Here is an 18,466-nt window from a genome sequence, read left to right as displayed (position 1 = left end):
ACGGGCCTCACTCATGGTTGATCCAGCGCGCTAGCGGCTCGGCGATGCCGACGCAGGGCTTCGCGCCGGGACGTGCGAAGGTGCCCTGAACGGCCTTGCGCGGATTCAGCGCGACCAGCGTTTCCGCCTGCTTGACCGCAGCCTCGACGCAGTCGACGACCGGCACCGGGATGCGGTCGCGTACGCGGCGGGCGAGCCCCGCGAGCGGCGCACCGGCGAGCACGACCACGTCGGCGCCGTCCTCGTTCACCGCCTGCTGCGCGAGTTCGACCAGCAGCGCTTCCTTTTCGTCCTGTACGTCCGAGATCGAGCGGAAACTGCCGCCCAGTGCGCGCACGCCGGCGCAGCGCTCGCGCAGGCCGTGCCACGCAACGCATTCGTGGTACCAGGGCTCCAGCGATTGCGAGAAGGTCACGATCGCGAAGCGCTTGCCGAGCATGCACGCGGTCAGCATGCCCGCTTCGGCCAGTCCGATCACCGGGATCGGGAAGAGTTCGCGTGCGCCGCCGAGGCCGGGGTCGCCGAAGGCGGCGATCACCGCCGCGTCGACGCCGGTGTGCATCTCGGCCAGCATCTCGAGCGCGACGGCGCCGCCGATCACGGCTTCGGCGCGGGTCGCGATGTAGGGCACGCCGCGCGGAGCGGTCGCGGTGACGAGTTCGGTGCGCGCGCCGGCCACCCCCTTCGCCGCGTTGGCGATGCGGTCGGTGACGCTCTGCGAGGTGTTGGGATTCAGCAGCAGGATTTTCATTTTCGATTCATCCGATTTCACTTTAGGCCACTTCGCGGAACAGGCGACCCCAGCCCTTGATCGTGCGCGTGTCGATGCCGGCCATGCGCAACTGCTTCCACACGACGGTCGAGACCGTGTCGTAGAGCGGGATGCCGGTTTCGGCTTCGAGCTCGTCGGCGAGCTGGGCGGCGCGCAGGTTGGTGCAGAAGGTCGTGATCGCTTCGGGGCGGGATTTGGCGACTTCGCGCACCATCGTGCGCAGCGTGTCCTCGGCGACTTCGGCGAAGTCGAAATTGACGCTGATGCCGAGGTGCTGCTCGGACGGCACCTCTATGCCGAGCGTCGCGTAGTTGGCGACGATGCGCGCCTGCACATCGGGCACGTAGGGGGTCGCGAGGCCGAGCTTCTTCGTGCCGGTCTTGGCGAGGATCTCGTTCAGCGCGAGCACCGAGGTCGTCGCGGGGATGCCGGTCACTTCGGTGATGCGGCGGCACAATTGCACGTCGCGCTCGAAACCGAGCCAGCCGGAGGAGGTGCCGCTCCAGCCGATCGAGTCGACATGGGCGTCGGCGAGCAGTTTTGCCGCTTCGAGGATCTTCGTGTCGTCGAACTGGCCGAGGGCCTGGTCCTTGAGCGAGATTTCGGTGACGGTGAAACGCGAGAAGTGGGCCGATACGCCGGGCACTTCGGCGACGATGGCGCTGGTCAGCGGTTCGAGGGAGGTGTTGGAGGAGGGCGTCAGCACGCCCAGGCGAATGCGTTTGCTCATGGGAATTCTCGTTGGCGTCCGGTCGGGGAGGGTGGGGCACCGCGGCAGGGATGACCGCGGCGCCCCGGGGGGAGATCAGACCGGGATCTTTTTGTCGTAGTCGATCAGCATCGTCGAGCAGATGAACAGGCCGGCGCCGGCGGCGGCGAACAGCATCAGCGCCATGTAGTACGAGCCGGTCGCCTGGACGATGAGGCCGACGAGGATGGGCACGCCGATGCCCGCGCAGTTGCCGCCCAGGTTCATCACGCCGCCGAGGAAGCCGACGCGGTTGCGCGTGCCGAGGATGGACGGGACGCACCAGAACAGGCCGCACCAGCGCAGGAAGAACAGCGTGACCGAGAGCATCACGACGACGGTGACGGGATCGGTGATCTTCGCGACGCTGTAGATCGACACGGTGGCGATGATCGATGCGATCCCGAACAGCGTGCGCAGCACCTTGCCCTGCGAGGCACCCTTTTCCTTCCACTTGTCGGCGATCCAGCCGCCGATCAGCTCGCCGACGAAGCCGGCGAAGAACATGATGAACACCGCGCCGCCCATCTGCTTGATGTCGAAGCCGTGCTGCTTGGACAGGTAGTTGGGCATCCAGGTCAGCAGGCCGTAGAACAGCGCGTTGAAGCACATCCAGCCGAAGAACATGCCCCACACCGAGCGGTAGCGGAAGAATTCCATGATCTTGCCGCTGGTCACCTTCGGCGATGCCGCGAGTTCCTTCGCGTGCGCTTCCTCGATGTAGTCGGCCTCGGCGTCATTGACCCCCGGATGCTCGCGCGGATGGTTGCGGATGTAGGACCAGGCCCAAAAACCGGCGATCACGGTGCCGACGCCGGCGATCACGAAGGCTGCGCGCCACGATCCCATCACGGCGATCAGGCCCGAGATCAGGATCGCGCCGAGCGCCGCGCCCAGCGGGGCGCCGCCGTCGAGCAGGGTCGCGCCGCGACCGCGTTCGTTCTGCGTCATCCAGATGGCGTTGAGCTTGCCGCCCGCAGGGTAGATCGGCGCTTCGGCGGCGCCGAGGCCCAGGCGCGTGATCAGCAGGCTGACCCAGCCGGTACAGACCCCCGCGATCGCCTGGAAGAAGCCCCAGCCGAGGGTGGCGCCCGCAATGACGTGGCGCGGGCCGTACTTGTCCGCGAGCATGCCGCCCGGGATCTGCATGAAGGCGTAGGTCCAGAAGAAGGAGCTCAGCAGCAGGCCCTGCGTCGCGGGCCCGATGTCGAATTCCGCGGCGATCATCGGCATCGCGACCGACAGCGAGGCCCGGTCGATGTAGTTGATCGAGATGAGGAACAGCATCATCAGGAAGATCCGCCAGCGGACCTTCGTCTGCGTTTCCGGTACGGCTGCCGCCCGGTCGAGGGCGATTTCAGCTTTCATGTGGTGTCTCCTTTCCACAGCTTGGATGAGTTTTGGCTATCCCGCCACGACCATGTGACCGTGCCGGCGCCTCCAAAGGGCTTGATGCCGCCTACGGGGAGCGAGTGCCGGATCGCGGCCTCGCACCATTTCTTTTTCTGGTTGCCGGTTCAGGCCCGAAGTGTCGACCGGATAGATCGCCGTTCGGGAATGACTCGTTACCGTCGTGCGATGAACTATAGGGCTGCTGCCAACATGAAGTCAACGAATTGTAGACAAAAAAGTTTATAGTTCGCTAACAATGAATTTGCACCCGATGAGAGGGCGGAATGGGGGCTCGACAGATGGTTCAGAATGGTTCGGGCGCGCGAGAGCGCCCGCAGGACGTCCGCGACGCGAAGGTGGTGCGTCTCGGGCAGGAGCGCCGGTCGAAGGCAGCAGCGGGTGCGGACGCGGAGGCGATCTATCGCCGCATCCTTGCGGCGATCATCGAGCATCGCCTCGCGCCGGGCCGCAAGCTCGTCGAGGAGCGGTTGGCGGCGGTGTTCGGCGCGAGCCGGGCGATGATCCGGCAGGTGCTGGCGCGCCTGTCGCACGAGATGGTCGTGACACTGGTGCCGAACCGCGGCGCCTTCGTCGCCGAGCCCACGGTGGAGGAGGCGCGCGAGGTGTTCGAGGCGCGGCGGCTGATCGAGCCGGCGCTGGCGCGCAAGCTGGCCTTGTCGGCGACGCCCGCGCAGCTCGCGCGGCTGCGCGAGCTGGTCCTTGCCGAGGAGAAGGCGCGTGCGCAGCGCGACCGCCAGCAGGTGATCCGGCTGTCGGGCGAGTTCCACCTCGAGATCGCGGAGATGGCCGGCAACGCGATACTCGCACGGCAGATGCGCGAGCTGACGCTGCTGACCTGCCTGATCATCATCCTGTACGACTCGCCCGTGGGGCGGGCGTGTCCGGAAGACGAGCACAGTCGCCTGGTGGAGGCCTTTGCAAAACGCGACGGGGAGACCGCCGCCGCGCTGATGCTGCATCACCTCGACCACGTCGAGCAGTCGCTCGACATCAGCCTCGCCGCGCAGGAGGACGACGACCTGGAGCGGATCTTCTCCTGACGGGGAAGCGAACTCAGCCGGCCAGCGCGGCTTCCAGGTCGAGTTCCTCGGGGCGGCCGCGCGAAAGGTCGAGGCAGGCCTCGACGTGCTCGAGATGCTCGGTCATCAGGCGGATCGCGGCGGCCTCGTCGCCGTCGGCGAGCGCCTGCGTGATCTCGGAATGCTCCTGGTCGCGGCAGGCGGGCACGGAAGGGGCGTCGTAGAGGAAGATGATGAGGCAGGTGAGGGACGCCAGTTCATGCATCAGGCGCGCGGCCAGGGTGCTGCCGGAGAGCTCCGCGAGCAGCACGTGGTATTCGCCCGAGAGGCGGATGATGGCGCGGCGGTCGCGCGCGGCGCGGGCGGCTTCCTCGGCTGCGACGTGGGCGCGCAGGCGGGCGACGATCGCCGGGTCCTTCTTCGCGACGATGCGGTGTACGACCAGCGCTTCGAGCGGGCGACGGACTTCGAAGACCTCGCGCGCTTCCTCCACGGTGGGCTCGGCGACGAAGGCCCCGCGGTTCGGGTGCAGCACGACCACGCGCTCCAGCGCGAGGCGCGCGAGCACCTGGCGCACGCGTGCGCGGCTCGCGCCGAAGATCTTCGCGAGCTTGTCCTCGCCGAGCTTGGTGCCCGGCGGCAGGCGGTGCTCCATGATCGACGTGATGATGCGCTCGTAGATCTCCTGGTCCGACGCACCGCCTTCGCCCTCGTTCGCCGGCCGTTCATCGTGCAAGGGGGCGGGCGACGATGCGCGGCTGCCGCGCTGTTTGACCGTCTTTTTTTCCATCCTGTCGTCCTGCGCCTGAGGGGCCCGCAAAGCCGGGCCGAAGCCCGAATTCTACGATTCGCGCGGATGGAGCGGCAAGAAAAGTCCACGGCCTGTCTGCATTTCGAAGCTATTGAGTCGACGTTCGAGCTACTGGCTTCCTTGTGCGCAAGTCCGATCTGCCTTGTCTGGGTCGGTCGTGGTCGATGAATTTTGCTTGCGTGTCTAATAAAACATCGATAAATTGTCGACAAAATACAGATTTATATTGGACAGGCGTGTCGTTCCCAACAGTGGAGATCGCATTCGCCGGCCAGACCCCGATAAATATGGAGACAACAATGGACAGTTTCGACCTGGTGGTGCGCAACGCCCACGTCGTGACGGCGGCGGATGAGTTCGATTGCGACATCGGTGTGCGCGACGGCGTGATCGCCGCGCTGGGCAGGAATCTGCCCGCCGGTCGCGAGGAAATCGACGCGGCCGGACGCTACGTGATGCCGGGTGGCATCGACGGGCACTGCCACCTCGACCAGCCGATGAACGACGGCACGAAGATGGCCGACGACTTCTACAGCGGCACGCTCTCGGCGGCCTGCGGCGGCACGACGACGGTGCTGCCCTTCGCGTGCCAGTTCAAGGGCCAGTCGCTGCGTGCGGCGGTGGATGACTACCACGCGCGCGCAGGGGACAAGGCGGTGATCGACTACGCCTTCCACCTGATCGTCAGCGACCCCACCCCCGACGTGTTGCAGCGCGAACTGCCGGAGCTGATCAAGGAAGGCTACACGTCGTTCAAGATCTACATGACCTACGACGACCTCAAGCTCAACGACCGCCAGATCCTCGAGACGCTCGCGGTGGCGCGGCGCGAGGGGGCGATGGTGATGATCCACGCCGAGAATACCGACTGCATCGCGTGGCTCACCGAGCAGCTGCTCGCGGCCGGCCACACCGCGCCGCGCTTTCACGCGGCATCGCGGCCGATGCTGGTCGAGCGCGAGGCGACACATCGGGCGATCTCGCTGTCCGAGCTCGTCGACGTGCCGGTGCTGATCGTGCATGTGTCCGGCCGCGAGGCGGTCGAGCAGATCCGCTGGGCGCAGGGACGCGGCCTGCAGGTGTACGGCGAGACCTGCCCGCAGTACCTGTTCCTGACCAGCGAGCACCTCGAGGGCGACGACCTGCACGGCGCGAAGTGCGTGTGCAGCCCGCCGCCGCGCGACAAGGCCAACCAGAAGGTGGTGTGGGACGGGCTGGAGAACGGCGTGTTCCAGGTCTTCTCGTCGGACCACGCGCCCTTCCGCTTCGACGATCCGCAGGGCAAGAAGGCGGCGGGCGAGGATGCGTCCTTCGACCAGATCCCGAACGGCATCCCGGGGCTGGAGACGCGCATGGCGCTGCTGTTCTCGGAGGGCGTGCTCACGGGGCGCATCGATCCGCAGAGCTTCGTCGCGCTGACCTCGACCAACGTCGCGCGCCTGTATGGCCTGTATCCGCGCAAGGGCAGTATCGCGGTGGGCTGCGATGCGGATATCGTGATCTGGGACACCGATGTCGATGTGACGGTCCGCAACGAGATGCTGCACCACAACGTCGATTACACGCCCTACGAGGGCATGCATCTGAGGGCTTGGCCGGGCGTGACGATCTCGCGCGGCGAGGTCGTGTGGGTGGGGGGCAGGGCGCAGGCGCAGAAGGGACGTGGACGCTTCCTCGAATGCTCGAAGCCGCTGCCGGCGCGGCCGAAGAGCGAGCGCAGGCTGGTGCGGGAAGGGTGAACCGCAGCCCGGCGCGCGCGATTCATCGTCGCGTGCCGCGCGTGGAGCGTTCCGTATCATGATGGACGACTGGCAAGCAAAGTCCGCCTCCGGTATCGTGGGGCGGACTTTTTTGCTTTGGGAACGGGCGCGATGCCGATGCGCAAACTCTACCGGGGCGGCGATCCGCGTCGCGCCCAGAATATCGTCGAACTGCGTGCGATGGCCGCGGCGCGCATCCCCAATTTCTGTTTCGAATACCTCGACGGCGGCGCGGATGACGAAGTGACGCTGCGCCAGAACCGCGCGAGCTTCGACGCGGTGACCTTCCAGCCGCGCACGCTGGTCGACGTGTCGGAGCGCGACCTCGGCTGCGAACTGTTCGGCAGCCGCATCGCGATGCCGGCGATCATCGCGCCGACCGGCTTCAACGGCCTGCTGTCGCACGAGGGGGACCTGATGCTCGCCGAGGCGGCGCGCGATGCCGGCATCCCGATGTGCCAGAGCATGGTGTCGACGGTGTCGCTGGAGCGCATTGTCGAAACCGGGGTGCGCCACTGGATGCAGATCTATCCCTTCAAGGACCGCGAGAACCTCGCCGGCGTCGTCAAACGCGCCGAAGTTGCGGGCTCCGAGGCGATCGTGCTGACGACCGACGTCGCGGCCTTCGGCAATCGCGAGTGGGACCGGCGCAACTACCGCGCGCCGATGAAGCTCAACGTCGACAACCTGGTCGATGTCGCGACGCGCTGGCGCTGGCTCTTCGACGTGCTGATCCCGCACGGCATGCCGCGCTTCCGCAATCTCGGCGATTTCCTGCCGCCGGGGCAGGACAGCGCGCGCAACGCGGCGACCTTCCTGTCGAGCCAGATGGACCCATCGCTGAACTGGGACGATGTGGCGTGGCTGCGCGAGCTGTGGCCGCGCAAGCTGCTCGTGAAGGGCATCCTGCGCCCGGACGACGCGCTGCGCGCAAAGCAGCTGGGCGTGGACGGCCTCGTCGTCACCAATCACGGTGGCCGCCAGCTCGACACCTGCGTTGCACCGATCGAGGTGCTGCCCGAGATCCGCGAGGCGGCGGGGCCGGAGATGACGCTGGTCATCGATAGCGGCCTGCGGCGCGGCAGCGATTTCGTCAAGGCGCGCGCACTGGGGGCGGATGCGGCGATGTCGGGACGGGCGACGCTGTACGGCCTCGCGGCGGCGGGCAGGCCGGGCGTGGCGCGGGCGCTGGAGATCCTGCGTTCGGAGATGGATCGAACGTTGGCGCTGCTGGGCTGCCCGGAGATGACACGGATCGGGCCGGACAGCGTGCGTTTTCCCCCGCGCTGAGGGGGTAGGGGGCGCTTGCGGCGCTCGCAACTTATTGGCGCCGTGCGCGCTCCGAACGCTTACACTCTCGCCCTTGCCGAAGGTCTCTGGCGTCTGCCGCGCTCTTCCGCATCGCGGCCGTTGTACGCTGCGCTCCTCGCCGATTCATTTCCCCGCCGCTTTCCAAAGGTATTCGATGCACCCGCTTCACGATATTGACGCACTCCTGTTGCTTGCCCTGGCGCTCGCTTCGAAGCGGCGCCCCGCCGAGCTTGTCGAAGCCATCGCCGCAGTCGATCTGCTGCAGGGGGCGATTCCGTCCGAGGCGAAGCTGGCCGAGTCTTTCGAACGCCTGGCGACGAACGGCCTCGTCTGCGCGGAGGAGGGACGCTTCACGCTGAGCGCGGCCTCGCAGGCGATCGTCACCGGCTTGCCGAAGAAGGCCGATACGGCCGAGCGTATCTTCGAAGTCAGGCAGCGGCTCGGTGCGCATGTCGCGCAGGGCGAGCAGGGCGCGGTCGTGCCGACGGCCGAGCAACTGAATGCCGCGATCCTTGCACACCGCGCTTCGGGACAAGGGGCGGGCCAGAACCTGCTGATGCCCAAGCCCAAGACCGTCGAAACCGAAAGGAAGCGCGCGGGACACTGGCGCAAGCCGGCCAGCGCGGCGCGTCGGCGCAAGGGCTGAGGCGCGAGGTGAGCATGAGCGAATCGACCCCGCCGCAGGCGGATGCGGCCGCCCCGGACCCGACCACGGCCGCGCCGGGGCCGACGCTAGTCGGGCGGCCGTTCGGCGAGTTGCCGCTGTCGCCGGCGCTGCTGGCGACACTGGAGCAGCTCGAATACCGGACGATGACGCCGATCCAGGCCGCGAGCCTGCCGCTGGCGCTTGCCGGCCACGACCTCATCGCGCAGGCGAAGACCGGCAGCGGCAAGACCGCGGCCTTCGCGCTGACGCTGCTCACCAACCTGAATCCGCGCCGCTTCGCGGTGCAGGCGATGGTGCTGTGCCCGACGCGCGAGCTGGCGGACCAGGTGACGCAGGAGATCCGCCGTCTCGCGCGAGCTGCCGACAACATCAAGATCCTGGCCCTGTGCGGAGGCACGACGATGCGTCCGCAGCGGGCGAGCCTGGAGCATGGCGCGCACATCGTCGTCGGTACGCCGGGGCGCATCATGGATCACCTCGATCGCGGCAGCCTGAGGCTGGATGCGCTCAACACGCTGGTGCTCGACGAAGCCGATCGCATGCTGGACATGGGCTTCTACGACGACATCGCGTTCGTCGCCAGCCGGTGCCCGGCGCGGCGCCAGACCCTGCTGTTCTCCGCGACCTATCCCGAGGGAATCGAGCGGCTCGCCCAGCAGTTCCTGCGCAATCCGCAGCAGGTGAAGTTGCCCGAGCAGCACGAGGGCAGCAAGATCCGCCAGCGCTTCTACGAGATCAAGCATGAGGAACGCCTGCAGGCCGTGGGCACGCTGCTCAGGCACTACCGTCCGGTCAGCACGCTGGCGTTCTGCAACACCCGGCAGCAGTGCCGGGATCTGGTGGAGGCGCTGCACAAGCAGGGTTTCCGTGCGCTGACGCTGCACGGCGATCTCGAACAGCGCGAGCGCGACCAGGTGCTGATCCAGTTCGCCAATCGCAGCTGTTCGGTGCTCGTGGCCACCGACGTGGCCGCGCGCGGGCTCGACATCGCGCAACTCGAGGCGGTGATCAACGTCGACGTCACGCCGGATCCGGAAGTCCACATCCACCGCATCGGCCGCACCGGCCGTGCCGACGAGGACGGCTGGGCGCTGACGCTGTGCAGCCCGGCTGACAAGCGCCGCGTGGCCACCATCGCGCAGGTGACGGGCATCGAGCCGGAGTGGCACGGCCTGGGTTCCTTGCAGAGCGGTGACGATTCGCCGCTGGTGCCGCCGATGGTGACGCTGCAGATCCTCGGCGGGCGCAAGGACAAGATCCGCCCCGGCGACGTGCTCGGTGCGCTGACGGGCGAGGCCGGATTCACGCGCGAGCAGGTCGGCAAGATCACCGTGACTGACCAGACGACCTATGTCGCGGTCGTGCGCGACATCGCCGGCGAAGCCGTGCGGCGGCTGGCCGCGGGCAGGCTCAAGGGGCGGCCGGTGAAGGTGCGCGCGCTGACCGACTGAGCCCGTTCAGGCAGTGGCCGACCACAGCGGTCTGCCCGTTGCGTCGAGGTGACAGAGGTAGGCGCGCACATCGAACTCCAGCTGGTGGTAATCCGGCTCCATGTGCCGGCACAGCTGGTAGAAGGCCTTGTCGTGCTCGCGCTCGCGGATGTGCGCAAGCTCATGCACGACGATCATGCGCAGGAAGGCTTCCGGCATGTCGCGGAACACGGTCGCGACGCGGATCTCGCATTTCGCCTTGAGCTTGCCGCCCTGCACGCGCGAGACGCGGGTGTGCGTGCCGAGGGCGTGCTGGATCACGTGCAGCTTGCTGTCGAAGGCGACCTTGCTGAGTTGTCCCGCGTTGCGCAGATGGCCGGTCTTGATGTCCTGGACGTAGTCGTACAGCGCCTTGTCCGTTCGCACCTCGTGTGCCTGCGGGTACTTGCGCAGCAGCAGGTCGGCGAGGTAGTCGGGGGCGGTTCGGGGACGCATGGGCTGTCGGGTGTCGCGAAGGCGAGATTGTACCGGTGACGCGGTCCCGCGCCGTCTTCTCCGGCAAGCCTACGAGCAACATGCTGCCGCCGGACCTTTCGCCGCGTTGCTTCAGCCTTGAGTGGGAAGGAACCGTACGGCGCTGTCCGTCAGCGCCTGCTGCATCGACGGCGCGAAGGGACTGTGCCCCGCGTCCGCGACGATCCGCAGCCGACTGCCTGGCACGGCATGCTGCAGGCGCCGCGCATTCTCGACCCGGCATACGAGATCCTTCTCGCCGTGAAGGATCTCGACCGGAAGCCCGCCGAGCCTTGCCGCGAGTTCCAGCAGGTGCGGCTCGCCAAGGAAGCAGTGGCGGCGCAGGTAATGCGCCTGCAACCGGTACTTCGCAAGCAGCGCCGCCTGCGCGTCTGCGTCCGGAAACACCGGCAGCGGGGCAGGGCAACCGCTGTCGAGTGTCGCCTCCCACTGCATCCAGCGTCGCACCGCTTCGGCCGCGACGATCGCATCGTTTCCCTGCACCGCATCGAACAGGCGGTCCGTCAGGGGAAGCTGCCGATCCCCGGGGGTGGCCGCATCGAGTGCTTGCCAGACTTGCGGGAACAATGCACCGGCACCGACGAAGAACCATTCCAGATCCGCAGGGCCGGTCAGGAAGATGCCGCGCAGGATCGCACCGAGGCAGGCTTCCCGATGCGCCGCGGCATAGGCGACGGCAAGTGCTGCCCCCCACGAGCCGCCCGTCACGAGCCAGCGCTCCACGCCAAGATGCCCGCGCAGCCGCTCGATGTCGGCGACGAGATCGGCCGTGGTGTTGTGCGCGCATTCCCCGCGCGGGGTGCTGCGTCCGCAGCCGCGCTGGTCGAACAACACGATGCGGAAGCGCGCGGGATCGAACAGCTGTCGCATGCGCGGCGAGCAGCCGCTGCCGGGGCCGCCGTGCAGCACGACCATGGGGAGTCCCTGCGGATTGCCGCATTGCTCGAAGTGGATCGAATGCCCGTCACCGACCGGCAGGCAGCCGCTTTGCCACGGTTCGATGGGCGGGAAAGGCGGCGATGCTGCGGGTCCGGAGGGCGGGTTGATGGCTTGCATGCACGGGATCCTAGCGCATTCCCCGAGCCTGGAATACGCCCGGGCCGGGACGCGCCGGGGGCTGCCTTGGGTCTCATGAAAATCGCTAGGTGAAATTCCCCACTTTTTGGATTCGCGACTGCGAGGAGGTGGAGCATCCTCTGTTTCGACCCGGCAACAAGGCTGCGGTCGCTTCCTCGAACCACAATCGACGACACAGGAGACACATCATGAAATGGGAAACCCCCTCGGCTTGCGATTTCCGCTTCGGCTTCGAAATCACGATGTACATCGCGACGCGCTGAGCGTCCCCGGCATGGCCCGCACATGCGGGTTCGTGCCGTCGCAGGAGGAGGTGAGAGCGTGAAGATCAGGGTGCTCGGTTCGGCGGCAGGGGGCGGATTCCCGCAATGGAACTGCAACTGCCGCAATTGCGACGGCCTGCGGCGCGGAACCGTGCGCGCCAGTGTACGCACGCAGTCGTCCATCGCGGTGAGCGGCGACGACGAGAACTGGGTGCTCTTCAATGCCTCGCCCGACGTCCTGCAGCAGATCCGAGCGTTCCCCGCGCTGCAGCCGGGGCGTGCGCTGCGCGATACGGCGATCCGCGCGATCGTGCTGATCGACGCGCAGATCGACCACACGACAGGGCTGTTGATGCTGCGCGAGCACCGCGCCGCGCACCAGCTGTGGTGCACCTCCGCGGTGCGGGAAGACCTCTCGGCCGGCAATCCGCTCTTCAACGTGCTGTCGCATTACTGCGGCCTCGACTGGCAGGAGGTGCCGCTTTTCGGCGCCTTTGCGATGCACGGCGCGCCCGGCATCGGCTTCGAGGCGTTGCCACTCACGAGCAACGCGCCGCCGTATTCGCCGCACCGCGACCGTCCGCGGCCCGGTGACAACATCGGCGTGACGCTCGTCGATGCCAGGAGCGGGCGGCGGGTGTTCTACGCGCCGGGGCTGGGCGAGATGGAGGCCCACGTGTGGGCCGCGATGCAAATGGCCGACTGCGTGCTCGTCGACGGCACCTTGTGGACCGACGACGAGATGATCCGCCTCGGTGCCTCGCAGAAAACCTCGCGCGCGATGGGGCACCTGCCGCAGTCGGGGCCGGGCGGGATGATCGAATGGCTCGACCGTCTGCCCGCCAGCACCCGCAAGGTGCTGATCCACATCAACAACACGAACCCCATCCTCGACGAGGACAGTGCCGAGCGCGCGCAACTTGCGGCGCACGGCATCGAGCTCGCCTTCGACGGCATGGAGCTGTCGTTCTGAGAGCACGCCACGTCCCAGGACGGATGGCACTGGAAGGAGAGAGAAGCATGGATTTCGACGTCGCGATCGAGGATGCCGCCGCCCGTACCGGCATGGCCAACGAGCCGCCGCTGAGCCGCGAGGAGTTCGAGGCCCGCCTGCGCGGCAAGAGCACGAGCTACCACATCCATCATCCCTTCCACGTGATGATGGCCGAGGGGAAGCTCACGCGCGCGCAGCTGCAGGGCTGGGTCGCGAACCGCTTCTACTACCAGATCGCGATCCCGGTGAAGGACGCCGCGATCATGTCGAACTGCCCGGACCGTGAGATCCGGCGCGAGTGGATCCAGCGCATCCTCGATCATGACGGTTACGAGATCGGCGGCATCAAGGATCCGGGCGGCATCGAAGCCTGGATCCGCCTCGGCGAGGCCGTGGGGCTGACGCGCGACGACGTCACCTCGCTGCGTCATGTCGTGCCGGCGGCGCGTTTCGCCGTCGACGCCTACGTCAATTTCGCGCGTCAGCGTCCGTGGCAGGAGGCGATCGCGTCGAGCCTGACCGAGCTCTTCGCGCCCCACATCCACCAGCAGCGCATCGACACCTGGCCCGACATGTATCCGTGGGTGGATACCGAGGGGCTGCAGTACTTCCGCAACCGCCTCACGCAGGCGCGGCGCGATGTCGCCCACGGCCTGCGCTTCACGCTCGACTACTTCAGCCGCAGCCGTGCGCTGCAGGAGCGCGCGCTGGAGATCCTGCAGTTCAAGCTCGACGTGCTGTGGGCGCTGGCGGATGCGATCATGCTGAGCGAGTGCAGGGTCGAGATCACCGGGCCGAAGGCATGAGCGCCGCCGAGCCCGGCCCGCGCGTGTCGCGCCGCTTCCGCCTGCAGTGGGAAGAGGCACAGAATGCCTGGGTGCTGCTCTATCCTGAAGGGATGGTGAAGCTCAACCAGAGCGCGGGCGAGATCCTGCGCCGCTGCGACGGTAGCCGCACGGAGGCGGCGATCGTCGCGGAGCTGGAAGATGCCTTCGGCGCAAGCGGGCTTGCCGACGACGTCGCGAACTTCCTCGCGATGGCGCGCGCCCAGCAGTGGATCGAAACGTAGTGGAGGGACTCGCGATGTCCGGACCGAATGCCGCGCCGCAGCCGGGCCCGCCGCTGTGGCTGCTGGCGGAGCTGACCTACCGCTGTCCGCTGCACTGCGCCTTCTGCTACAACCCGGTCGATTTCGCGACGAGCGGGCCGGAGCTGTCGACCGACGACTGGCTGCGCGTGCTGCGCGAGGCGCGTGCCGCCGGCAGCGTGCAGTGCGGCTTCTCGGGCGGCGAGCCGATGCAGCGTGACGACCTCGAAGTGCTCGTTGCCGAGGCGCACCGACTGGGTTTCTACACCAATCTCCTGACCTCCGGCGTCGGCCTCACGCCCGAACGTGCGGCGGCGCTGAAGGCCGCGGGCCTCGACCACATCCAGCTCTCGTTCCAGGATTCGACGCGCGAGTTGAACGACTTCCTGTCGCACACCCGCACCTTCGATCTCAAGCAACGCGTCGCGGCGATGATCAAGGACAACGGCTGGCCGATGGTGATGAACTGCGTGATCCATCGCCTGAACATCGACTACATCGACCGCATCATCGAGATGGCGGTCGAGCTCGGCGCGGAATACCTGGAACTCGCGAACAACCAGTACTACTCGTGGGCGCTGCTCAACCGCGATCAGCTGCTGCCGACGCGCGAGCAACTCGAACGTGCCGAGCGCATCACCAACGAATACCGCGAGAAATACGGCGATCGCATCCGCATCTTCTTCGTCGTGCCCGATTATTACGAGACCCGCCCGAAGAAGTGCATGAACGGCTGGGGCAACGTCTTCCTCACGGTGACGCCCGACGGCACCGCGCTGCCGTGCCACACGGCGAAGATGCTCCCCGGGCTCGCCTTTCCCAACGTGCGCGAGATGGGCGTGCGCGAGATCTGGTACGAGTCGGAAGGCTTCAACCGCTACCGCGGCGATGGCTGGATGAAGGAACCCTGCCGCACCTGCCCGGAGAAGGAAAAGGACCTCGGCGGCTGTCGCTGCCAGGCCTGGATGCTGGCGGGCGACCCGGCGGCGGCCGACCCCGTGTGCGACAAGTCGCCAGCCCACCACCTGGTGACGGAGGCGCTGGCGAGAGCCGAGCGGGGCGAGGGCACGGCGATGCCGCTGGTGTTTCGGGATCCGGCCGCGTCGCGCCGCCTTGCCGCGGGCGAGGGATAAAGGCTTAGCGGCGTTCGCGATAGCGCCAGGAACCGTCGCGGTCGCTCCAGTAGCGGTGGCCGCCGTCATGATGGCGTTCGCCCCAGGAATGGTCATGGTGGCGGTAGCCGCCGTGGCCGACGGGGAGCACGATACAGCCGCCGAGCAGCGTGGCAACGAGGATTGCAGTAAGTAAGCGAGCCATGATTGACCTCCTTGTGAGTGGTCAACGCGCCGCCGGCAGGCACCGTGCACCGTCGCGCACGACTGCTTTGTAAGACTCTGTGTGAAGCCGCGGCCCGGGCGCGCGGCTTCGCGTCGTGCGGCGCCTATGCCGCGGACCGGGCGGGGCGATCGCCGCGTGCGGCGCCCAGCGCTTCGAGGTAGTCCAGTTCGGGGCCGACGGGAACGATGCCCGTGGGGTTGAGCGCCTTGATCGAGTAATAGCCCGCCTTGATGTGGTCGGGGCGGACGCTCGCCGCGAAGGCCGGGATCGCCAGCAGGCGCACGAGGTAGGCACGTACAGCCGGGTAGGCCGACAGCGGGCGCAGGTTGCACTTGAACAGGCTGTAATAGGCGAGCTCGAAGCGCACCAGCGTCACGAAGGCGCGGATGTCGGTCTCGGTAAGCCGGTCGCCTACCAGCCAGTCCGCCCGTGCGAGGCGGCCTTCCATCCAGTCCAGCGTCGCGAACACGTCGGCGACCGCTTCCTCGTAGGCCTTCTGCGTGCCTGCGAAGCCGGCCCGATACACGCCGTTGTTGAAGCTCATGTACAGGCGCTCGTTGACCGCGTCGATCTCCTTCTGCAGTTCCGGCGGACAAAGATCGACGTCTCCGGTCGCAAGGGCGCCGAAGTCCTTGTCGAAGATGCGGACGATGTCGGACGACTCGTTATTGACGATGGTGCGGGTCTTCTTGTCCCACAGCACCGGTACCGTCGCGCGGCCGGTGTGCGTCGGGTCGGCCAGCGTATAGATTTCGTGCATGTAGCTCGCGCCGTTGACGGGGTCGAGGTCGCTGTCGTCGCGTCCGGTGAAGGCCCAGCCCTGATCGCCCAGGCGCGGGTCGACCGCGCACACGTCGATCACGTTCTCGAGTCCCTTCAGGTGCAGCGCGATCAGTGTCCGCGATGCCCACGGGCAGATGTAGGCGACGTAGAGCTGATAGCGGCCCGCTTCGACGGCGAAGCCCTTCGCGCTGTCGGGGCCGATCCGGTCGCGGAAACCCGAATGCTGGCGGATGAAGCGCCCGTCGGCGTCGCTTTGCTGCACCGGCTGCCACTTTTCCGCCCATTTGCCATTCACGAGCATGTTCTTGTCCTCTCTCTGTTGTGGGCATTGCCCTATGGGCGAGAAGGTATGGGATGCGACGTGGAAGATAAACAGCGACGAGGGGGCATGACTGTTGCCCGAACAAGAACAAAACGTACGCATTGATGACGAATGCGGGTGCTTCGCGGACATCGTTCTCACAAGATTATTGTTGCAAATAATGGAACATAAATTCTCAATTAGAGCTATTTGACTCAACTGTCTCGCCGCGTACAGTTCGTTCCACGGTCAGCAAGCGGTACGAAGACATGCGGCCAGCCCCAACCCCAATCAATGGAGAAAGAAAAATGAGCAACGGTTTCGTCAATCGCCTTCTCGCTACCAAAGCCGCCTGGGGTCCCCTGGCGCTGCGCATTCCAGTCGGCATCATCTTCGCAGCGCATGGCGCGCAGAAACTCTTCGGCTGGTTCGGCGGCTACGGCCTGCAGGGCACGGGGCAGTGGATGGAATCGATCGGTCTCGCACCGGGCCAGCTGATGGCCCTGCTGGCGGGCGGCGCGGAGTTCTTCGGCGGCCTCGCGCTGATCGTGGGCCTGCTCGTGCGCCCCGCGTCGGCCGTGCTGGCGTTCGCGATGCTGGTCGCGATCTTCAGCGTGCATGCGGCCAACGGGCTGTTCATGAAGAACAACGGCTACGAATTCGGCCTGGCGCTGCTCGCGGTCTCGATCTCGCTCGCGTTCAGCGGCGCGGGCCGGGCCTCCCTCGACGCCGTGCTGGCATCGTCGGACGACAAGCACTGATTCCTTCCCGCAGCTGAACCGGGACACAAACATGAACGACGATACCGTCCTCGTCCGGAAACCGGCCGCCGCGCGGCGGCTGGTGCTGCTGTTCCACGGCGTCGGCGCGACGCCGCAGAACCTCCTGCCGCTCGCCGACGCCATTGCGCACGCCGATCCCTCCGCATGCGTCGTGAGCGTGCGATCGCCGGATCCGTGTGATTTCGGCATCGGCTGGCAGTGGTTTGCCGTGCGTGGCGTCACCGAGGAGAACCGCCTCGAACGTGTCGCCGCCGCGATGCCGCGCTTCGTAGAAACCGTGCGTGACTGGCAGAAACAATCCGGCGTCGGGCCGGACGCGACGACCCTGATCGGCTTCTCGCAGGGCGCGATTATGGCCCTCGAATCGACCCAGACCGCCGATCGACTTGCTTCGCAGGTAATCGCGATCGCCGGGCGTTTCGCGCAGCCGCCCAGGGTTCGGCCCGCGACGGCCGTGCAGCTCATTCACGGCAAGGACGACACGGTAATCGACCCGCGCTACAGCATCGCCGCGGCGGACCGCCTCGCGTCGATCGGCGCCGAGGTCGGACTCAACCTGTTGCCGGAGGTCGGGCACACGATCGACGCGGACGTGGTCGATCTCGTGTGTGCGCAACTGCGCAAGGGGTGACGGTGTAGCTATTGGTCAGCACCGTGTGCTCCGGTTGAAGCGCTTTACGTACAATCCAATAATCGTTAGATTGTGCGTATGAATCAGGCTGTCACCAAGTCATCCCTCTACGAGCACGTCGCCCGCATCGGCAAGGCGATCTCCAGCCCGAAGCGCCTGGAGCTCATCGAATTGCTGGCGCAGGGCGAGAAGACGGTCGAGCTGCTCGCCGAACAGGCCCATATCGACATGCGGCTGGCCAGTGCCCATCTGCGTGCGCTGCGCGAAGCACGCCTGGTGGAAACACGCCGGGAGGGCAAGTTCATCCATTACCGGCTGAGCGGTCCGGACGTCGCTCGGCTCTGGCTCAACGTCCGTGAAGTGGCCGAGGAGCATCTGGTCGAACTGCGCGTGGCGCTGGAGCGGATGGCCGCCGCCCCCGATGCGCTCACCTCGGAGAGCCGGGAGTCCTTGCTTGCCAAGGCCCGCAGCGGCGACGTCGTGGTCATAGACGTCCGGCCGGAGGCCGAATATGCCGCCGGGCACCTCCCGCATGCCCGTTCGATGCCGCTCGCCGAACTCGAAAAACGGCTGGCCGAGCTGCCGGCCGGGAAGGAAATCGTCGCCTATTGCCGCGGACCGTTCTGCCTGATGTCCGACGAAGCCGTCCGACTGCTGCGGCAGCGTGGTTTCAGTGCGCACAAGATTTCCGATGGGGTGACCGAGTGGAGCGCAAACGGCTTGCCTGTCGAGAACTGAACTCAAA

The 18,466-nt window shown here is 66.9% G+C and carries 21 protein-coding genes; 13 read left to right on the top strand and 8 right to left on the bottom strand.

Annotated elements, in window-relative coordinates:
• Positions 1-7: 7 nt before the first annotated feature.
• The 3 genes from GO615_RS04425 to GO615_RS04415 all read right to left on the bottom strand — a co-directional run bounded on the left by GO615_RS04425 (position 8) and on the right by GO615_RS04415 (position 2,888).
• On the bottom strand, positions 8-751 hold the full coding sequence (locus GO615_RS04425) for an aspartate/glutamate racemase family protein (protein WP_169125832.1): 744 nt from the start codon (positions 749-751) through the stop codon (positions 8-10).
• A gap of 22 nt (positions 752-773) precedes the next feature.
• Positions 774-1,502 (bottom strand): maleate cis-trans isomerase family protein, encoded by a 729-nt coding sequence (locus tag GO615_RS04420; protein WP_169125831.1) that lies wholly within the window; start codon positions 1,500-1,502, stop codon positions 774-776.
• Positions 1,503-1,577: 75 nt separating this feature from the next.
• Positions 1,578-2,888: an MFS transporter gene (locus GO615_RS04415; protein ID WP_169125830.1), complete on the bottom strand. Its 1,311-nt coding sequence runs from the start codon at positions 2,886-2,888 to the stop codon at positions 1,578-1,580.
• 323 nt (positions 2,889-3,211) lie between these two features.
• Here GO615_RS04415 and GO615_RS04410 point away from each other — a divergent pair, with 323 nt between their 5' ends.
• Positions 3,212-3,973 (top strand): GntR family transcriptional regulator, encoded by a 762-nt coding sequence (locus tag GO615_RS04410; protein WP_246262143.1) that lies wholly within the window; start codon positions 3,212-3,214, stop codon positions 3,971-3,973.
• Positions 3,974-3,986: 13 nt separating this feature from the next.
• On the opposite strand, the gene GO615_RS04405 is transcribed toward GO615_RS04410, so the two are convergent.
• Positions 3,987-4,742, bottom strand: a complete 756-nt coding sequence (locus GO615_RS04405) for a GntR family transcriptional regulator (protein ID WP_211166950.1) — start codon at positions 4,740-4,742, stop codon at positions 3,987-3,989.
• Between the two features lie 320 nt (positions 4,743-5,062).
• Between GO615_RS04405 and hydA the strand changes: the two genes are divergently transcribed.
• From hydA to dbpA, 4 genes are all read left to right on the top strand, one after another.
• A complete protein-coding gene (gene hydA / locus GO615_RS04400) occupies positions 5,063-6,502 on the top strand; it encodes a dihydropyrimidinase (protein ID WP_169125828.1) in 1,440 nt (479 codons plus the stop codon).
• A gap of 132 nt (positions 6,503-6,634) precedes the next feature.
• Complete coding sequence (locus tag GO615_RS04395) at positions 6,635-7,813, top strand: alpha-hydroxy acid oxidase (RefSeq protein ID WP_211166949.1); 1,179 nt, start codon at positions 6,635-6,637, stop codon at positions 7,811-7,813.
• A 175-nt stretch (positions 7,814-7,988) separates the two neighbouring features.
• Positions 7,989-8,480: a hypothetical protein gene (locus GO615_RS04390; protein WP_169125827.1), complete on the top strand. Its 492-nt coding sequence runs from the start codon at positions 7,989-7,991 to the stop codon at positions 8,478-8,480.
• Between the two features lie 14 nt (positions 8,481-8,494).
• Positions 8,495-9,952 (top strand): ATP-dependent RNA helicase DbpA, encoded by a 1,458-nt coding sequence (gene dbpA / locus GO615_RS04385; RefSeq protein ID WP_211166948.1) that lies wholly within the window; start codon positions 8,495-8,497, stop codon positions 9,950-9,952.
• 6 nt (positions 9,953-9,958) lie between these two features.
• On the opposite strand, the gene GO615_RS04380 is transcribed toward dbpA, so the two are convergent.
• Both GO615_RS04380 and pip read right to left on the bottom strand, forming a co-directional pair.
• On the bottom strand, positions 9,959-10,426 hold the full coding sequence (locus GO615_RS04380; RefSeq protein ID WP_169125826.1) for a M48 metallopeptidase family protein: 468 nt from the start codon (positions 10,424-10,426) through the stop codon (positions 9,959-9,961).
• A 111-nt stretch (positions 10,427-10,537) separates the two neighbouring features.
• On the bottom strand, positions 10,538-11,521 hold the full coding sequence (pip, locus tag GO615_RS04375) for a prolyl aminopeptidase (protein ID WP_169125825.1): 984 nt from the start codon (positions 11,519-11,521) through the stop codon (positions 10,538-10,540).
• A 209-nt stretch (positions 11,522-11,730) separates the two neighbouring features.
• On the opposite strand from pip, the gene pqqA reads away from it, so the two are divergent.
• The 5 genes from pqqA to pqqE are packed head-to-tail and all read left to right on the top strand — an operon-like array spanning position 11,731 to position 15,019.
• Positions 11,731-11,805 (top strand): pyrroloquinoline quinone precursor peptide PqqA, encoded by a 75-nt coding sequence (pqqA, locus tag GO615_RS29500; protein WP_076601006.1) that lies wholly within the window; start codon positions 11,731-11,733, stop codon positions 11,803-11,805.
• Positions 11,806-11,863: 58 nt separating this feature from the next.
• Positions 11,864-12,778 (top strand): pyrroloquinoline quinone biosynthesis protein PqqB, encoded by a 915-nt coding sequence (gene pqqB, locus GO615_RS04365; protein ID WP_169125824.1) that lies wholly within the window; start codon positions 11,864-11,866, stop codon positions 12,776-12,778.
• A 47-nt stretch (positions 12,779-12,825) separates the two neighbouring features.
• Positions 12,826-13,605, top strand: coding sequence for a pyrroloquinoline-quinone synthase PqqC (gene pqqC / locus GO615_RS04360; protein ID WP_211166946.1), 780 nt, complete (start codon positions 12,826-12,828; stop codon positions 13,603-13,605).
• Positions 13,602-13,868, top strand: coding sequence for a pyrroloquinoline quinone biosynthesis peptide chaperone PqqD (gene pqqD / locus GO615_RS04355; RefSeq protein WP_169125823.1), 267 nt, complete (start codon positions 13,602-13,604; stop codon positions 13,866-13,868). Before pqqC ends, pqqD begins: the two co-directional genes overlap by 4 nt.
• Before the next feature lie 14 nt (positions 13,869-13,882).
• Positions 13,883-15,019, top strand: coding sequence for a pyrroloquinoline quinone biosynthesis protein PqqE (gene pqqE, locus GO615_RS04350; RefSeq protein WP_169125822.1), 1,137 nt, complete (start codon positions 13,883-13,885; stop codon positions 15,017-15,019).
• A gap of 4 nt (positions 15,020-15,023) precedes the next feature.
• Here the strand turns inward: pqqE and GO615_RS04345 are convergent, their stop codons facing one another.
• Together GO615_RS04345 and GO615_RS04340 are read right to left on the bottom strand one after the other, a co-directional pair.
• Positions 15,024-15,203, bottom strand: a complete 180-nt coding sequence (locus tag GO615_RS04345) for a hypothetical protein (protein ID WP_169125821.1) — start codon at positions 15,201-15,203, stop codon at positions 15,024-15,026.
• Positions 15,204-15,327: 124 nt separating this feature from the next.
• Positions 15,328-16,308, bottom strand: coding sequence for a glutathione S-transferase family protein (locus GO615_RS04340; RefSeq protein WP_169125820.1), 981 nt, complete (start codon positions 16,306-16,308; stop codon positions 15,328-15,330).
• A gap of 308 nt (positions 16,309-16,616) precedes the next feature.
• Here GO615_RS04340 and GO615_RS04335 point away from each other — a divergent pair, with 308 nt between their 5' ends.
• From GO615_RS04335 to GO615_RS04325, 3 genes are all read left to right on the top strand, one after another.
• On the top strand, positions 16,617-17,069 hold the full coding sequence (locus GO615_RS04335) for a DoxX family protein (protein WP_169125819.1): 453 nt from the start codon (positions 16,617-16,619) through the stop codon (positions 17,067-17,069).
• 31 nt (positions 17,070-17,100) lie between these two features.
• Complete coding sequence (gene ypfH, locus GO615_RS04330; protein ID WP_169125818.1) at positions 17,101-17,721, top strand: esterase; 621 nt, start codon at positions 17,101-17,103, stop codon at positions 17,719-17,721.
• A gap of 78 nt (positions 17,722-17,799) precedes the next feature.
• Complete coding sequence (locus GO615_RS04325) at positions 17,800-18,459, top strand: ArsR/SmtB family transcription factor (RefSeq protein ID WP_169125817.1); 660 nt, start codon at positions 17,800-17,802, stop codon at positions 18,457-18,459.
• Positions 18,460-18,466 lie beyond the last annotated feature (7 nt).

The sequence above is a fragment of the Aromatoleum evansii genome, assembly GCF_012910805.1.
Classification (GTDB): domain Bacteria; phylum Pseudomonadota; class Gammaproteobacteria; order Burkholderiales; family Rhodocyclaceae; genus Aromatoleum; species Aromatoleum evansii.
Note: the sequence above shows the minus strand (reverse complement) of the source record. Positions and strands in the feature narration are given on the sequence as shown.

Bases quoted from the DNA above. Each gene is read 5' to 3' on its own strand.
- GO615_RS04425 (WP_169125832.1), bottom strand. From the start codon at position 751: ATGAAAATCCTGCTGCTGAATCCCAACACCTCGCAGAGCGTCACCGAC.
- GO615_RS04420 (WP_169125831.1), bottom strand. From the start codon at position 1,502: ATGAGCAAACGCATTCGCCTGGGCGTGCTGACGCCCTCCTCCAACACC.
- GO615_RS04415 (WP_169125830.1), bottom strand. From the start codon at position 2,888: ATGAAAGCTGAAATCGCCCTCGACCGGGCGGCAGCCGTACCGGAAACG.
- GO615_RS04410 (WP_246262143.1), top strand. From the start codon at position 3,212: ATGGTTCAGAATGGTTCGGGCGCGCGAGAGCGCCCGCAGGACGTCCGC.
- GO615_RS04405 (WP_211166950.1), bottom strand. From the start codon at position 4,742: ATGGAAAAAAAGACGGTCAAACAGCGCGGCAGCCGCGCATCGTCGCCC.
- hydA (WP_169125828.1), top strand. From the start codon at position 5,063: ATGGACAGTTTCGACCTGGTGGTGCGCAACGCCCACGTCGTGACGGCG.
- GO615_RS04395 (WP_211166949.1), top strand. From the start codon at position 6,635: ATGCCGATGCGCAAACTCTACCGGGGCGGCGATCCGCGTCGCGCCCAG.
- GO615_RS04390 (WP_169125827.1), top strand. From the start codon at position 7,989: ATGCACCCGCTTCACGATATTGACGCACTCCTGTTGCTTGCCCTGGCG.
- dbpA (WP_211166948.1), top strand. From the start codon at position 8,495: ATGAGCGAATCGACCCCGCCGCAGGCGGATGCGGCCGCCCCGGACCCG.
- GO615_RS04380 (WP_169125826.1), bottom strand. From the start codon at position 10,426: ATGCGTCCCCGAACCGCCCCCGACTACCTCGCCGACCTGCTGCTGCGC.
- pip (WP_169125825.1), bottom strand. From the start codon at position 11,521: ATGCAAGCCATCAACCCGCCCTCCGGACCCGCAGCATCGCCGCCTTTC.
- pqqC (WP_211166946.1), top strand. From the start codon at position 12,826: ATGGATTTCGACGTCGCGATCGAGGATGCCGCCGCCCGTACCGGCATG.
- pqqD (WP_169125823.1), top strand. From the start codon at position 13,602: ATGAGCGCCGCCGAGCCCGGCCCGCGCGTGTCGCGCCGCTTCCGCCTG.
- pqqE (WP_169125822.1), top strand. From the start codon at position 13,883: ATGTCCGGACCGAATGCCGCGCCGCAGCCGGGCCCGCCGCTGTGGCTG.
- GO615_RS04345 (WP_169125821.1), bottom strand. From the start codon at position 15,203: ATGGCTCGCTTACTTACTGCAATCCTCGTTGCCACGCTGCTCGGCGGC.
- GO615_RS04340 (WP_169125820.1), bottom strand. From the start codon at position 16,308: ATGCTCGTGAATGGCAAATGGGCGGAAAAGTGGCAGCCGGTGCAGCAA.
- GO615_RS04335 (WP_169125819.1), top strand. From the start codon at position 16,617: ATGAGCAACGGTTTCGTCAATCGCCTTCTCGCTACCAAAGCCGCCTGG.
- ypfH (WP_169125818.1), top strand. From the start codon at position 17,101: ATGAACGACGATACCGTCCTCGTCCGGAAACCGGCCGCCGCGCGGCGG.
- GO615_RS04325 (WP_169125817.1), top strand. From the start codon at position 17,800: ATGAATCAGGCTGTCACCAAGTCATCCCTCTACGAGCACGTCGCCCGC.